The sequence below is a fragment of the Streptomyces armeniacus genome, from assembly GCF_003355155.1.
GTDB classification, from domain to species: Bacteria; Actinomycetota; Actinomycetes; order Streptomycetales; family Streptomycetaceae; genus Streptomyces; species Streptomyces armeniacus.
The window spans coordinates 4,593,331-4,606,752 of the sequence record NZ_CP031320.1 but is presented as its reverse complement, the minus strand read 5'-3'; the positions used below and the strand labels follow the sequence as shown (position 1 = coordinate 4,606,752).

Annotated in this window: 9 protein-coding genes; 3 read left to right on the top strand and 6 right to left on the bottom strand. The window is 76.2% G+C overall.

Features of this window, described 5'->3' with window-relative positions; translation table 11 throughout:
• Positions 1-121: 121 nt before the first annotated feature.
• The 5 genes from DVA86_RS19990 to DVA86_RS19970 all read right to left on the bottom strand — a co-directional run bounded on the left by DVA86_RS19990 (position 122) and on the right by DVA86_RS19970 (position 7,757).
• The gene (locus DVA86_RS19990; protein WP_245996809.1) at positions 122-1,966 is read right to left on the bottom strand and encodes a lipid II flippase MurJ; all 1,845 of its coding nucleotides are present in this window, start codon (positions 1,964-1,966) and stop codon (positions 122-124) included.
• Positions 1,900-3,297: an O-antigen ligase family protein gene (locus tag DVA86_RS19985; RefSeq protein ID WP_245997679.1), complete on the bottom strand. Its 1,398-nt coding sequence runs from the start codon at positions 3,295-3,297 to the stop codon at positions 1,900-1,902. Before DVA86_RS19985 ends, DVA86_RS19990 begins: the two co-directional genes overlap by 67 nt.
• A gap of 119 nt (positions 3,298-3,416) precedes the next feature.
• Positions 3,417-5,066, bottom strand: coding sequence for an exopolysaccharide biosynthesis polyprenyl glycosylphosphotransferase (locus DVA86_RS19980; protein ID WP_208880151.1), 1,650 nt, complete (start codon positions 5,064-5,066; stop codon positions 3,417-3,419).
• Positions 5,063-6,469 carry a glycosyltransferase family 4 protein gene (locus tag DVA86_RS19975; RefSeq protein ID WP_208880150.1) on the bottom strand — a complete coding sequence of 469 codons (1,407 nt, stop codon included), beginning with the start codon at positions 6,467-6,469 and terminating at the stop codon, positions 5,063-5,065. Before DVA86_RS19975 ends, DVA86_RS19980 begins: the two co-directional genes overlap by 4 nt.
• A 163-nt stretch (positions 6,470-6,632) precedes the next feature.
• Positions 6,633-7,757, bottom strand: a complete 1,125-nt coding sequence (locus DVA86_RS19970; protein ID WP_208880148.1) for a DUF3344 domain-containing protein — start codon at positions 7,755-7,757, stop codon at positions 6,633-6,635.
• 364 nt (positions 7,758-8,121) lie between these two features.
• Here DVA86_RS19970 and DVA86_RS19965 point away from each other — a divergent pair, with 364 nt between their 5' ends.
• From DVA86_RS19965 to DVA86_RS19955, 3 genes are all read left to right on the top strand, one after another.
• Positions 8,122-8,913, top strand: a complete 792-nt coding sequence (locus DVA86_RS19965; protein ID WP_208880146.1) for a hypothetical protein — start codon at positions 8,122-8,124, stop codon at positions 8,911-8,913.
• A gap of 382 nt (positions 8,914-9,295) precedes the next feature.
• The gene (locus DVA86_RS19960) at positions 9,296-10,177 is read left to right on the top strand and encodes a (2Fe-2S)-binding protein (RefSeq protein ID WP_208880144.1); all 882 of its coding nucleotides are present in this window, start codon (positions 9,296-9,298) and stop codon (positions 10,175-10,177) included.
• Between the two features lie 136 nt (positions 10,178-10,313).
• Positions 10,314-11,516, top strand: coding sequence for a DUF2637 domain-containing protein (locus tag DVA86_RS19955; RefSeq protein WP_208880142.1), 1,203 nt, complete (start codon positions 10,314-10,316; stop codon positions 11,514-11,516).
• A gap of 175 nt (positions 11,517-11,691) precedes the next feature.
• Here the strand turns inward: DVA86_RS19955 and DVA86_RS19950 are convergent, their stop codons facing one another.
• Positions 11,692-13,386 carry a protein phosphatase 2C domain-containing protein gene (locus tag DVA86_RS19950; RefSeq protein WP_245996806.1) on the bottom strand — a complete coding sequence of 565 codons (1,695 nt, stop codon included), beginning with the start codon at positions 13,384-13,386 and terminating at the stop codon, positions 11,692-11,694.
• Between the last annotated feature and the right edge of the window lie 36 nt (positions 13,387-13,422).

Below are 13,422 nucleotides of genomic sequence, written 5' to 3'. Positions count from 1 at the left end.
CGGGTGGTGAACGGGCGCCGGGTGAACGGCCGCCGTATCGGCGGGCGTTCGGGCGGCCGTCGCGGGAGCGGCGGGAACGGCGGGAGCGCGGGCTGGGGTGGGCCGGTCGGGGACCGTCCGGTCAGCGGTCATGGCGGAACCTCCGGGTGACGGTGGACAGCAGCTGCGACACTTCCGGCACGCCCGCGGCGAACGCCGTGGCGCCGAAGACCGCCGGGACGATCAGCGCGCCGACGGCGGCCGACGGCAGCGCCGGGCCGCACAGCGGGGCGGCGGCCCAGCCCGCGACGGCGGCCACCGAGGCGGCCGCCAGCAGCCGGGCGAGGGTCAGTACGACACCGCGCAGCCCGACGGACACGGGAAGCGGGGGCCGCGTGTGCCGCCTGCGGCGCGCGCCGACGCCCGTACGGGACGCGTCCGCGGCGGCGTCCGTACGGAAACCGGCGTCCGTACGGGGCGCGCCCGTGCCCAGTGCGCGCAGCAGCAGGACGGCGGTGAGCGTGATCCCGGCGGCGTTCGCCGCGGCGATCCCGTACACGCCCCACCGCCCGGCCGCCGACGCCCCCGCGACGGTGGTGACGAGCAGGCCCACGGCCATCACGGCGGCCGGATACCAGGTCGGCTTCCCCGCGGAGAAGTACGGACGCACCAGCGCGCCGACGAGGCTGTGCCCGAGCAGGCCCAGCGCGTAGACGCGCATCACGGAGGCGGTGGCGTCGGTGTCCTCTGCGGTGAACGCGCCGCGCTGGAAGAGGAGTTCGATGATCTGCGGCGCGTACGCGAAGACGTAGGCCGCGCCCAGCAGCACGACGAGCGTGGCGAGCGTGAGGTCGCGTTCGACGCGGCGCCGCGCCCGCTCGTGCTCGCCGTCGGCCAGTGCGCGCGCGACCACCGGGAACGTGACGGTGCAGATCATCAGCGACAGCACCATCGGGATCTGCGCGACCTTCTGCGCGTAGTTCAGGTGGGAGATCGCTCCGGCGGGCAGCGAGGACGCGAGATATCGCTCCACGAGCACCTGCGCCTGCCGCCCGAGGGTGAACAGCGCGACGGGCGCGAGGACGGTGGCGGCGGACAGCACCGCCGTACGGGATGCGGGCGTGCCCGTACGGGTCGCGGGCCCGCCGGTACGGAGGGCGCCCGTACGGAGGGTGGCGTCTTTCGGCGCCTCCCTCCGCGCGGGCATCTCGCGGAGGAAGGCGGGGAGTTGGACCAGCACCATGAGCGTGCCGCCGAGAGCGACACCGGCCGCGGCCGCCCGTACGCCCCACGCGGCGTGCAGCGCGAGCACGGTGGCGATGATCCCGAGGTTGTACGCGGTGTAGATGGCGGCCGGCGGCACGAAGCGACGGTGCGCGCGGAGCGCCGCGCTGAAGTATCCGGCGGTGCCGAACGTGAGCACGGTGACGGCGGTGAGCCGCGTACAGTCCACCGCCGTACGGTGCTCGGGCAGCCCCGGCGCGAGCGCCTCCACCAGGAGGGGCGCGCCCAGAACGAGCAGCCCGGCGAGGCACGTCAGCGCGAGCAGCAGCCGGGGCAGCGTGGCGGCGAGCAGGGCGCGTACGGGGTCGGTGGCGAGCGGATCGCCGCCTGCGGCGGCACGCCGGGAGAGGGCGAGGCTGAACGCGGGGACGAGCACCAGCGCCATGGCGTCCTCGATGAGGAGTGTCGCGGCGATCTCCGGGACGGTCCACGACACGAGGAACGCGTCGGTGGCGGCGCCCGCGCCGAAGAGGTGCGCGATGGTCTGGTCGCGTACGAGCCCGGCCAGCGCGCCCGCCGCCGTGAGCGCGGCGGTGACGGCGGCCGCACGGGCGATGAACCGGCCCTGGTCGCGGGGCGGTTGCGGGGCCACCGGCGCGGGTGCGCCCGGCCCCTGCGGGGCTCCGGTCAGCTCGGTCATGGCGCGCCCGCCCGGTCCGCCGAGGCCGCCGCCGGTGCCGTCGCCGCCGGTGCGAACGCCCACCAGGCCGCCAGCCCGAGCAGCACGCCGGTCAGCACGGTGGAGGGCCCGCCGATGTCCGCGTACAGGAAGTCCACGCACTGCCAGACCAGCAGCCCCACGGCCGCCAGACCGCACCCGCGGCCGTGCGCCGTACGCCCGGCCGACACCGTACGCCCCGCGCGCGCCGTGCGCGCCGTGCGACCCGTACGCCCCGTGCGACCCGTGCGACCCGTGCGCGCCAACCGCCGTACCCCGCACGCCAGGAGCGCCGCCCAGCTGCCCGCCACGAGCGTGAGCCCGGCGAGACCCTGTTCGCTGAGCAGCAGCAGGTACATGTTGTGCGGCGACAGCAGCGGCTCCCGCCGGAAGTCCGCGCCCGCGCCCTCCGTGTCGCTGCCCGAGGACAGCCCCAGGGAGGCGTGTCCGTCCCGGTGCACGGGGAAGCCCTTGAGGCCCACACCCGTCGCCGGTGCGTCGCGCCACATGCTCGCCGCCGCGTCCCACATCGCATACCGGTCGGTCACCGAACGGTCCGGGGCGCCCGTCACCTGCGTGATGCTGCTGAGCCGGGCGCCGATCAGCTCGCTGCCCACCCCGGCGCCGCCCACCAGCACCACCGCCGTCGCGAGCAGCACGGCGAGCACGCGCAGCGCAAGACGCAGACCGGTCAGGAACAGCATCACGAGAGCGGCCAGCCCGGTGGCGATCCACGCTCCCCTGCTGAACGACACGGCCAGCGGCACCAGCAGCGCGCCTGCGCAGCACAGCGCGCCGCCCCGGAACCAGCGCGGCGCGCCCGCGGGCGGCGCGAGCGCGAAGGCGAGCGCCGTCACCAGCCCGTACGCGACGACCGTGGACATCCCCATCACGTCGAGCGCGCCGAACGTGCCCACCGCCCGCACCGTCCGGCCCATGTACGAGGCGCCGGTACCCGTCGCGTACTGGTGCACGCCGATCGCGCCCTGCACCAGTGCCAGCGCCAGCACCGCGTACGCCACCAGCCGGAAGTCGCGCCGGGAGCGGAGCAGCAGGACGAGCGAGACGGGCAGCAGGACGAAGACCTGCACGTAGCGGCAGAACCCGGGCAGGCTGCCGTACGGGTCGGCCGAGGTGACCGCCGCCAGCCCGAACGCGAGGGCGGGGGCGGCGAGTACGGCCGCCGCGGCCGGTGTGAGCGACCGCCGCCCGCTGCGCAGGACGGTCACGGCGCACCACAGGACGAGGACGGCGGAGGCAGCGTCGGCCGGAGTGATCCGCGCGGTGGCCCCGCCGTCCGGACCGGACCCTCCGGCGGGCACGCACAGCAGCAGTACGGTCGCCACGACGGGCAGCACAGGTGCGTAATCCGCCACCGTACGGTGCAGCCCGTCAGCGCTGTGTGCGGGCCGTACGGTGTGCACCGTACGGCCCGCACACAGCGCACGTGCCACCGGCCCCGCGGCCGGCCCGGACGTCAGCTCGGCGGCCACCGTCAGCCGCCCTCGGAGCGGAACAGCGTGCTCACCGTACGGAGCAGGATGCGGATGTCCTGCCAGAGCGACCAGGTCTCGATGTAGTGGTTGTCGAACCGCGCACGGTCCTCGATGGAGGTGTCGCCGCGCAGCCCGTTCACCTGGGCCAGCCCGGTGATGCCGGTCGGCACGCGGTGCCGGGCGGCGTATCCGGCGTGCGCCTGGCTGAACTTCTGGACGAAGAAGGGGCGTTCGGGGCGGGGCCCGACGAGGCTCATGTCGCCGCGCAGGACGTTCCACAGCTGCGGCAGCTCGTCCAGGGACGTACGCCGCAGGAACCTCCCTACGGCGCTCATCCGCCCGTCGCCCGCGACGTTCCACCGGGTGGACGATTCGTGCTCGTCGGACGGCAGCAGGGTGCGGAACTTCAGGAGGACGAACGCGCGTGCCCCGCCGCCCGTACGCTCCTGCCGGAAGATGACGCCCGGCCCGTCCGCGATCCGTACGGCCAGCGCGCACGCCAGCAGCAGCGGCGCCACCGCCACCAGGCCGAGCACGGCGGCAACGATGTCCAGCGCGCGCTTGGCCGCTCGGGCGGCCGGCCGCCGCGGGGCCGGGTCCAGACGGAGGCAGCCGAAGCCCCACAGGTGCCCGTACGGTGCTCCGTCCGGTGCGCGCCAGCCGGCGCCGCCGGAGGCGGAGTCGCCGTTCAGCAGCCATACGGTGCAGCCGAGTTCGGAGCACAGTTCGGCGAGGGCGGCGGTCTGCGGATCGCCCCAGTACGCACGGGTGAACACCGCGTCCCGCACGTCGTTCTGCACGACGGCGCGGGCGATGTCCTCCGGGGAGCGGAGGACGGGCAGCGGGAACGGCACGGCGGCGGGCTCGTGCTCGGGGCGGTCCCCGTCCTGGCCGTTCGCCCGCGCTTGTCCATGGCCCTGCGCGGGGGCGTGGCCCTGCGCTTGTCCGTGCCCCTGTACGGGTGTGTGCGCTGCGTCGATGAGCCCCACCGGGCGGAGGCCGTACTCGGGGTGCTCGTACAGCACGGACGTCACCCGCCGCCCTGCCTGCCCGGCGCCCACCACGAGGGCGGCGCGCGGCCTGCGGCGGCCCTTCCTGCGCTGCGTCAGGTGGACCGCGCCGCGGCCCGCGCAGGCCGCCGTCACCTGGAGCACCACCAGCATGAACAGGCCGGACCAGGCAACCGACGGGTCGGTGCGTACGGCCGCCACGACCGTCGTCGCCACGCTCCAGGTGAGGACGCCGCGGCCGAGCAGCCGGGGCAGTTCGTCCAGCGCGGAGGCGAGGAGCGCGGGGCGGTACAGGCCGCAGCGGGTGTGCAGGACGAGCATCGCGGGGAGCGCCGGGGCGAGTTCGAGGAGGGCGCGCTGCTGCACGCCGCAGGTCACCGTCACGGCGACGGCGGCGGCCGCGCAGTCCACGGCGACCAGCGCGGCGGTGCCGGCGCGCCGCCGGGGCGCCCGCGCGGAGCGCGCGGGGGCGGGGCGCGGGCCGGGGACGACGGGGGCGGGCGCGCTTCCGCTTCCGGGTCCGGTCGCGGGTCCGGCCGCGGGTCCGGGTCCGGTGGACGCGGGCCCCGGGGCCGGCCCCGCGTCGGGGGCGGGCCCGTGCCGTCCGGCGCCCACCGCGCCGGTGCTCTCCATCGTCATCGTCGGACCAGACCCTCGGGCGCGGCCGGCTCCGGCCCAGGCGCGGGCACCGCGGCCTCCGCCTCGCGCGCCACCGGATCCGCCTCGCGCGCCACCGGATCCGGCACGGGCTCCGCCACCGGATCCGGCACGGGCTCCGGCAGCCCCAGCACATCCCCGTACAGCGCCAGCACGGCGGCCGTGGCGCGCCCTACGTCGCCCGCCGCGCGTACGTGCTCGCGCGCCTGCCCGCCCAGCTCCTCCCGCAGGGGCGCGTCCGCCAGCAGCCGGGCCACGGACGCGGCCAGCGCCCGCGGATCGTCCGGCCGTACGAGGCAGGTCGCCGCCTGCCCCGGCGGCAGGCTCTCGCCCGCGCCGTCCACGTCGCTGAGCACGACCGGCCGCCCGCACGCCATGGCCTCCAGCGGGGCCAGCGCCATGCCCTCCCAGCGGGACGGCAGTACGACGAGGTCGGCCGCCGCGTACCAGAGCCCGGTGTCGTCGCTCTCCCCGGCGAACAGCGGCCGCCCGCCGGCGCTCCCGCCCGCAAGCCGCCCGCCCGCGGTCTGCTCCCCCGCGAGCCGCCCCGCGGCGGACTGCCCGCCCACGCGCGCCACTTCACCGCGCCCGTGTGCGGCGGCGGACTGCCCGTCCGCGAGCCGCCGCAGCGCGCCGCGCGCGGGCCCGTCGCCTACGAGTGCGAGCCGGGCGCCCGGTACCCGGGCGGCGACCGCCGGCCAGGCACGCAGCAGCACGTCCTGGCCCTTCTGGTGGCAGAGCCGTCCCACGCACACCGCCAGCGGGCCCCGTTCGGGCAGGCCGTACGCCGCGCGCAGACGCGCCCGCGCCCGGCGCCGTTCGGCGGGCGCGGCGGGGCGGAAGAGTTCGGTGTCCACGCCGTTGCGGATGAGCGCCCAGCGGGCCCGTACGCCGGACCGCCGCGCACGGCGCAGTTCGGCCTCGCTGACGCACAGGACGCGGTCCGCCCAGCGTGCGGCGTACCGTTCCCAGCCCAGCGCGAGCCCGCCCCGTACGCCGGCCGCCGCCTCGAACGACCAGGCGTGCGGCTGGAACACGGTGGGCGTACGGCCGCGCACGGCCAGCCGTACGGCCAGCCCCGCCTTCGCGCTGTGCGCGTGCACCAGATCGGGGCGGACATCCCGGACGGTGCGGGCGACCGCCGCCGCCTCGCGCACCAGCCCGGGGCCCGGTTCGCGGACCGCCGCCCAGGGAAGCACCTCCGCACCCGCCGCCGCGGCAGCGGCGCTCAGCGCACCACCGGACGGGCAGGCCACGAGGGCACGGACGCCGTCCCGGCACTGCGCGCGCGCCAGGTCGGCGACGACGCGTGCCACTCCGCCCGTGGTGGGCTGTGCGACGTGCAGAACGGTCAACCGGTGGCTGTGGCGAAGGAGTTGCTGCACGCGTACCTCTCCCCATGCGGAAGGGACGGAAGTTCAGGCGCCGGCCGGCCGGTCGGCCGGACCGCGCGCGCGAAGTCGCTGCGGCGGGGCGCGGCGCCGTACGGGAGGCCGTACGAGACGCCGCACCGCCGCTGCGTGGTGCCGCTGCGGAGTGCCGCGTCCGTCAGCGTCCGGACACGCGGGCCTGCAGGAACAGCGCCGCCAGCTCGTAGCCCTCGCCGCCGCCCGTACGGAAGCGGAAGTCGAGACCGGACTTGCCCGCGCCCTCCGTCAGGGCGGGCGTGAGGTCCATGACGTCGGAGTCGAGCCCGAGGGTGTTGCCGTGGCCGGGCTCGCGGCCCGCGGCGCCCGTACGCCCGTGGTCGGAGATCGTCGAGTTCATCACGTCCGTCGCCGGGTTGGCGGCGTCGTGCAGGCGGACGCCCGGTGCGCGGGTGGCGGCGCCGCGTACGGACACCGAGTCGGTGCCCGCGCCCCGGTCGCCGTTGTACGCCAGCAGCCCGACACTGCCGCGCGCGCCGCGCGGCACGCGGAAGCCGTCTACGCGCAGCGAGCGGGAGCCGTCGACGGTGGCCGACCGCGTACGGCCGTCCCACAGGGCGAGCCGCCGCAGCGGCTCACGCGCGTTCTCGTACGCGACGACGAGCGTCCAGCCGCCCCACGCGCCCGCGCGGGAGTGTCCCCTGGCGACGTTGATCTGGCCGACGGTGTACGCCCCCGAGCCGCTGCGCCGCACCAGCTTGGTGACGTCGGCCGAGGCGGAGTACGCGTCCGAGGCGCCGGTGGTGCGGTGCGCGACGGAGTCGGCCCGCACCTCCTTGTAGCGGCCGCCCTCCTCGGCCAGCAGCACGCGCCTGTTGTCCTTGGCGGGCTTCTGCTCGCCGACCCGCAGATTGCCGCCCCAGTAGAGGCGCGCGTAGCTGACCTCCGAGCCGGACGGCAGACTCAGCCGGGCGCGGCTGGAGTTGTACGTGTTGCGGTCGCGGTCGACGTCGACGTACGTCATGTCGTAGTCGCCGTTCCGCCCCTCGCCTCCGGCGCGCACCCCGGAGCAGCCGGGGGCGCTGCGGACGGCCGTCTTCACGCACGTGACGGCGGAGTTGGCCGCACGGGCGATGCCGCCGTGCTGCACCGCCTCGTAACGGCTCGTGAACGGCAGGCGGCGGGACTCCTCCCCGTCCCCGCCGCCGACGGGCGCGGCCACGGCGACCGTCGGCCCCGCGACCACCGCCAGCGAACACAGCACACTCCACGCACCCCGGCTGCTGAACGCCCGGGTTCTACCCATGACTCGACGCACGACGCCTCCGATATCTCGTACCAATCGGAGCAAACCGTGACAGAAGGAATGGTGAAAATCACGCAAGGCACGCAAGCTTTATGTAATGCCGCAAGTCTGGATGATTAGTGTCATTAACATTCCGCAGCCGCGCACCTGACCGCTCGCCACATCCGCCGCGCACACGGGGCGACAGCGGGGGCGGATCGCTCACCTGCCGTTCAAGGGCTCGCACTTGGCAGACAGGCGCCAAGAGTAAAACTTTGTGAATTGCTTCACACTTTCTCTTGGCTGGGCACCCTGCTTCGTGCTGAGATGCGTTCACATCCAGCTCGACGGCGCGCTTGGGGAGGGCACTGTGGCGGAGACCGCCATGTCACGTCCGGTTCTGCGGGAGGCCGAGGAGCAACCATCGGCCGCGTTCGGCGGGGACACACCGTCCGAACGCGCCGTATGGCGGCTGCGCTCCCGCGGCTGCTGGGACGACGCCGCCGCACTGCTCGAGCCGCGTGCCGCGGCCGAGTTCACGGCGGCGCAGCACAGGGCGGCGCTGCTCGTCGAGCGCTGTATGTACACCGCGGAGGGCTGGGCCGAGGCGGAGGACGCGCTCCGTACGGCGGAGGCCGTGGCCGGGGACGACGACCAGCGGGGCGCGGCGGCCTGCGAGCGCGGGCAGCTGGCGTACGCGTCGACCGTGCTGGGCGTACGCGACCGCGCCGACGAGGCCCGCGCGGCGCTCGGCCGGGCCGCCGCCCTCCTCACACCCACGGCGGAGGGGCGCGCGCTGCTCGACTTCCGGCGCGGCCTCATCGCGGAGAACCTCGGCGACAACCCGCAGGCGGCGAAGGCCGCTTACCGCCGCGCCCACGCCGGCGCCACCGCGCACGGCAACGCGCTCCTGTGCTCGTTCACGTGGCGGCACCTGGCCGGCCTCGCGCTGCGCGACGGCGAACTGGCCGAGGCGCGGCACGGGTTCACCGAGTCCCTCCAGCTGCGGGAGCGGCTCGGCTTCCTGGTCGGCATGGCACCGGCGCTGGTGGCCCTGTCGGACGCGCAGCCCGACGAGTCCGAGGAGGGCACGCGGCTGCGCGCGGAGGCGGGGCGGCTGTTCCGGCTGCTGGGCGGCGTCCCCGTCTGGCTGGCGCCCCAGCTGTCGGAGGGCTGAACGGGGGCGGCTGACCGGGGGCGACCAACCGGGGCGGCTGACGCGACGGGCTGACCGCGACCGCCGGGCACGACGGCATGGGGCGGGAACGGCCGGCGGAACGGCCGGCGGAACGGCCGGGCGGGGCGGGCGGAGACCCCGGGCCAGGACTCCGGTCCGCGCCCGCGCTGCTCCGTACGGGCGCCCCGCCACCCGTACGGACGGCGTCGCGCGACCGGCGCGCCAGTGGTGGCCCTTGCCGCGCCCGTGCGCGGCGGTTCCCGCGCCCCGGCGCGGAGCGGCCCGCGGCACCCGGACGGCCACGTGGCGCACGATCACGGAGGGATCTTTTCGGGTAAGGTAAGGCTTACCTGTAATCGATCGTCGAACCGGTGGCCGCCCCATGCCCGTCCCCGCGTCCGCACCCGCCGTCGTCCGCACCGACCACCCCGGCACCCCCGGTACGGGCGCGCCCGTGCCCTCGCCGGTGTCCGCGGCGTACGCGCGTCTGGCCGAGGTCTTCCCCAGCCTGCGGGTGGTCGAGAGCGAGGTGCCGCCGACCGGTGACGGCTGGGTGGCCGCCACCCGGCTCGCGACGGACGGCCCCACCCTGGACGCGTTTCTCGCCTGGGACGCGGCCCAGGTCGTACGGGACTACGGCCAGGAGGCCCGCCCCGACGTCGTGGCCAGCTTCGCGCTGCACCGCTACGCGTGGCCCGTGTGCCTGCTGGTGACGATCCCCTGGTTCCTGCACCGCCGCGTGCCGCGCATCCCCGTGGAGGCGGTCTCCTTCCACCGGACGCTGGGCCGGCTGTCCGTACGGGGCGGGGAGTTCGCGTGCCTCCCCGGCGACCCGGCCGCGGCCCTTCCCGGCGCCCGCGTGGTGCCGGACGAGGAGGCGCTGCGCGCGGAGGTGCGTACGGCCGTGGCGGAGCATCTCGCGCCCGTGCTGGAGGCGTTCAGGCCGCGCATGCGGCGCGGCACGCGCGCGCTGTGGGGCATGGCGACGGACGAGATCACCGAAGGGCTCTGGTATCTGGGGCACTTGCTCGGCGAGGAACGGCGCGCCATGGACGAGGCCGGGCTGCTGCTGCCGGGCGGCACCGCTCCGTACGCGCAGGGCGCGGGCTTCCGCGAACTGCGCGGCCCCGGCGGCGAGCCGCTGCCGACGCGGGACCGGGCCAGCTGCTGCTTCTTCTACACCCTGCGGCCGGAAGACACCTGTGTGACGTGTCCGCGCACCTGTGACGCCGAACGAATCGAGCGGCTGACCAGCGCACGCTAGCCAGTTCGACGCAGAACACCCCGTTCCGTACTGTCTGGCGCCCGTTGGCGGCCACTTGTGCCGAAAACCCCTGCGGCCAGTCGCGATTCGGCCAAGATGCTCCGCGACACCGACGCAAGGGCAAGGGACAACCCCGATGACACTGACGGACATACCCCTGAACTGGGTGCTGCCGAGCGCCGTACTGCTCGCGGGCGCCCTGGTAGCCGTCGTCGTGATGGCGCGCGGACGCGGCGGACGGAACGAGAACGGCGAGCGCGGCGGCGGACACGGTGAGCAGGGCGGGAGTACGGCGGCTCCGGCGGACTCCTGGGAACGGCTGGAGGAACGCCGCCGCCGCAAGGAGACGGTCTACGCGACGGCCTCCTACCTCCTCCTCTTCTGCTGCGCCGCGGTCGCCGCGGCACTCTCGTTCCACGGCCTGGTCGGGTTCGGGCGGCAGAACCTCAACCTGTCCGGCGGCTGGGAGTATCTGGTCCCCTTCGGGCTCGACGGCGCGGCGATGTTCTCCGCGGTGATCGCCGTACGGGAGGCCAGCCACGGCGACGCCTCGCTCGGCTCGCGGCTGCTCGTATGGGCGTTCGCGGCGGCCGCCGCCTGGTTCAACTGGGTGCACGCGCCGCGCGGCGAGGAACACGCGGGCGCGCCGCAGTTCTTCGCCGGGATGTCGCTGTCGGCGGCGATCCTGTTCGACCGCGCACTGAAGCAGACGCGCCGGGCCGCACTGCGTGAACAGGGCCTGGTGCCGCGCCCGTTGCCGCAGATCCGGGTCGTACGGTGGGTGCGCGCGCCGCGCGAGACGTACCGCGCCTGGTCGCTGATGCTGCTGGAGGGCGTACGGACGCTGGACGAGGCCGTCGACGAGGTACGCGAGGAGCGGCGCCGCCAGGAGCAGGACCGGCTGCGCAGGCGCGACCACGACAAGCTCGAACGGGCCCGGATCAAGGCACTGCACCGGCAGCACCGGCAGCTCCGGCTGTGGCATCGCGGGCGCGGCGCGCCGTCGGTGGCGGTGGAGCGGGAGCTGGCGGCGAGTGCGGCGGGCGCGGGCGCGGCTCAGCCGGCCGGGGCCGGGGCCGGCGCGGTCGGACTTCCGGCGGAACCGGGGCAGTTGCCGGTCGGTGAGGTCGTACCGCCCGGGGCGGCGGGTGCGGCGGGCAGCCGTCCGCGGCCTGCCCTGCAGGCCGTGGCGGACGAGGGCGGCGGCACGCGCGGCACAGAGCCTCTGGGCGGCAACTCCAACGCGCTGGGCCACGACGAGGACCTGGCGAACCGGGCGAGCCCGCGGCTCGACTCGCTGGAGGAGAAACTCGCCGAGATCGAGCGGCAGTTCGGGTGAGACGCCGGTCCCGCAGGTCCCGGCAGTCCCGGCGGCTGCGGCGGGCGCGGCGGCTGCGGCGGGCGCGGGCCGGGGTGGTGCCCTGAGGCCCGGCCGTACGGACGGCGCGGCCCCGCAGACCTACCGCACCCGTAGGCCGTACGGGTGCCGCGTGCGTACGGGGCGCGCCCCCGCGTCATCCCTCCCAGACCGCGGCCGCCGTACGGTCCTCCCCGTACTCGTCGTCCCCGGCGCGCTGCTGGACCTCGGCCAGGAACGCGGCCAGGTCGGGCGCGCCGGGCTGGTCCGCCCAGCGCGCGGCCAGCCGGTCGGCGAAGTGCGTGGAAGCGCGCAGCGGTTCGGCGAGACCGCTGCTGCACAGCAGCAGGGTGTCGCCGGGGTGTGCGACCGAGGCGCGGAACCGGAACGGTTCGGGATCGGCCGGGAGCGCGCGTGCCTCGGGGGTGGTGATGCCGAGGTTCATGGTGGGCCGCGGGTCCGGCAGGGGCAGCCCCGGCAGGTCGGGGGCGGGCGGCGGTTCGGCGCCGAAGCCGACGACGGGCCCGCCCACCGCCTGCGCTTCCGAGGCGCGCGGCTCGATGTCCTGCCAGACGCCGCCGCGCAGCCGGAAGAGGCCGCCGGTGCCGATGCCGAAGAACACGCGCGTACGGCAGTCGGGGTCGGCGGGGAGCAGCAGGCAGCGCAGGTCGGCGCTGTGCTCGCCGGGTTCGAGGCCGAGGGCGGCGGCCTGCGCGCGGAGTTTGCCGTGGCTGCGGTCGGTGAGCCGCTTCAGCCCGGACTTGAGCGCGGCCCGCTGCCCGGCCCTGATGTCCTCGGCGAGCCGTGCCTGGCTGCGGCCGATCGCCTCGCCGATCGACTGGCACGCCTCACGGGCGGCGCGGTGCGCACCGGGTGCGGGCCCGGCGCCGGTGGCGACGGCGACGAGCAGCAGCGCGTCGTCCCCCGTACCGAAGCGGGCGACCAGCAGCGCGTCCCGGCGCGGTTCGCCGCGTTCGCGGGCCGAGTCGCCGCGCAGCGACGCGGCGCGGAGGGTGAGCGGGCCGTGCCGGGCGCCGTCCAGCACGGTGTCGGAGACCAGGTCGGACAGGGCGGTGGGCTCGGCGGCCCACGGCTCACCGGGTTCGGCCCGGCGCCCCGGCGGCTCCGCGTGCACGGGCAGCGGGCCGACGGCGGGCGGGAGCATGTCCAACGGTTCGCCGGTGTCGGCGGGTCGGGCCGGTGCCGGTACGGAGTCGGCGGGCTGTACGGGCGCCGGTACGGACCCGGCCAGGGTGGGCGGCGGCGCGGGCGGTCCGTCGGGGGCGGCGGCGCCGGGGAGTTCACCGGATGCGGCCAGTCCCGCGCTCGCGGGGTCCACATCGAGGTCCGGATCCGGTTCCGGTTGCGGGTCCGGTTGCCAGTCCGGTTCCGGTTCCGGTTGCGGGTCCGGCGCTCTTTCCGGAACGGTGGCGGGTGCGGGGTCGGCGTCGACTGTGGCCTCCGGGTCGGTGTCAGGGCGGGCGCCGGGGCCGGTGTCGGTGCCGGTGTCGGCGGGCGGGCCGCCCGGGCCCGTACGGGCCTCCGAGCCCGCGCCCGACCAGTCCGGCGTCAACTCCGTGTTGCCGCCCATGGTCCCGCCGGGCTCCCAGGCGAACTGCCGGGGCGCGCCGCCTCCTTCGGAGGGCCGCCCTTCCGGGCCGGCGGCGGTGCCGGCGTCACGAACGGGCTCGGGCCCGGGGTCGGACTCGGTCTCAGGGGCGGGCTCAGGGGTGGCGGGAGGTTCGGGAACGTCGCGGGTCTGGTCCGCCGTCACCCAGCCGCTCGCCTGCGTGCCGCCGCCCTGCCACGCGAACCGGTCCTGTGCTCCGGGCGCGGCCGGCCGCTCCGGCACCGTACGGGGATCGACGCCGCCGTACGGCGGTGTCGG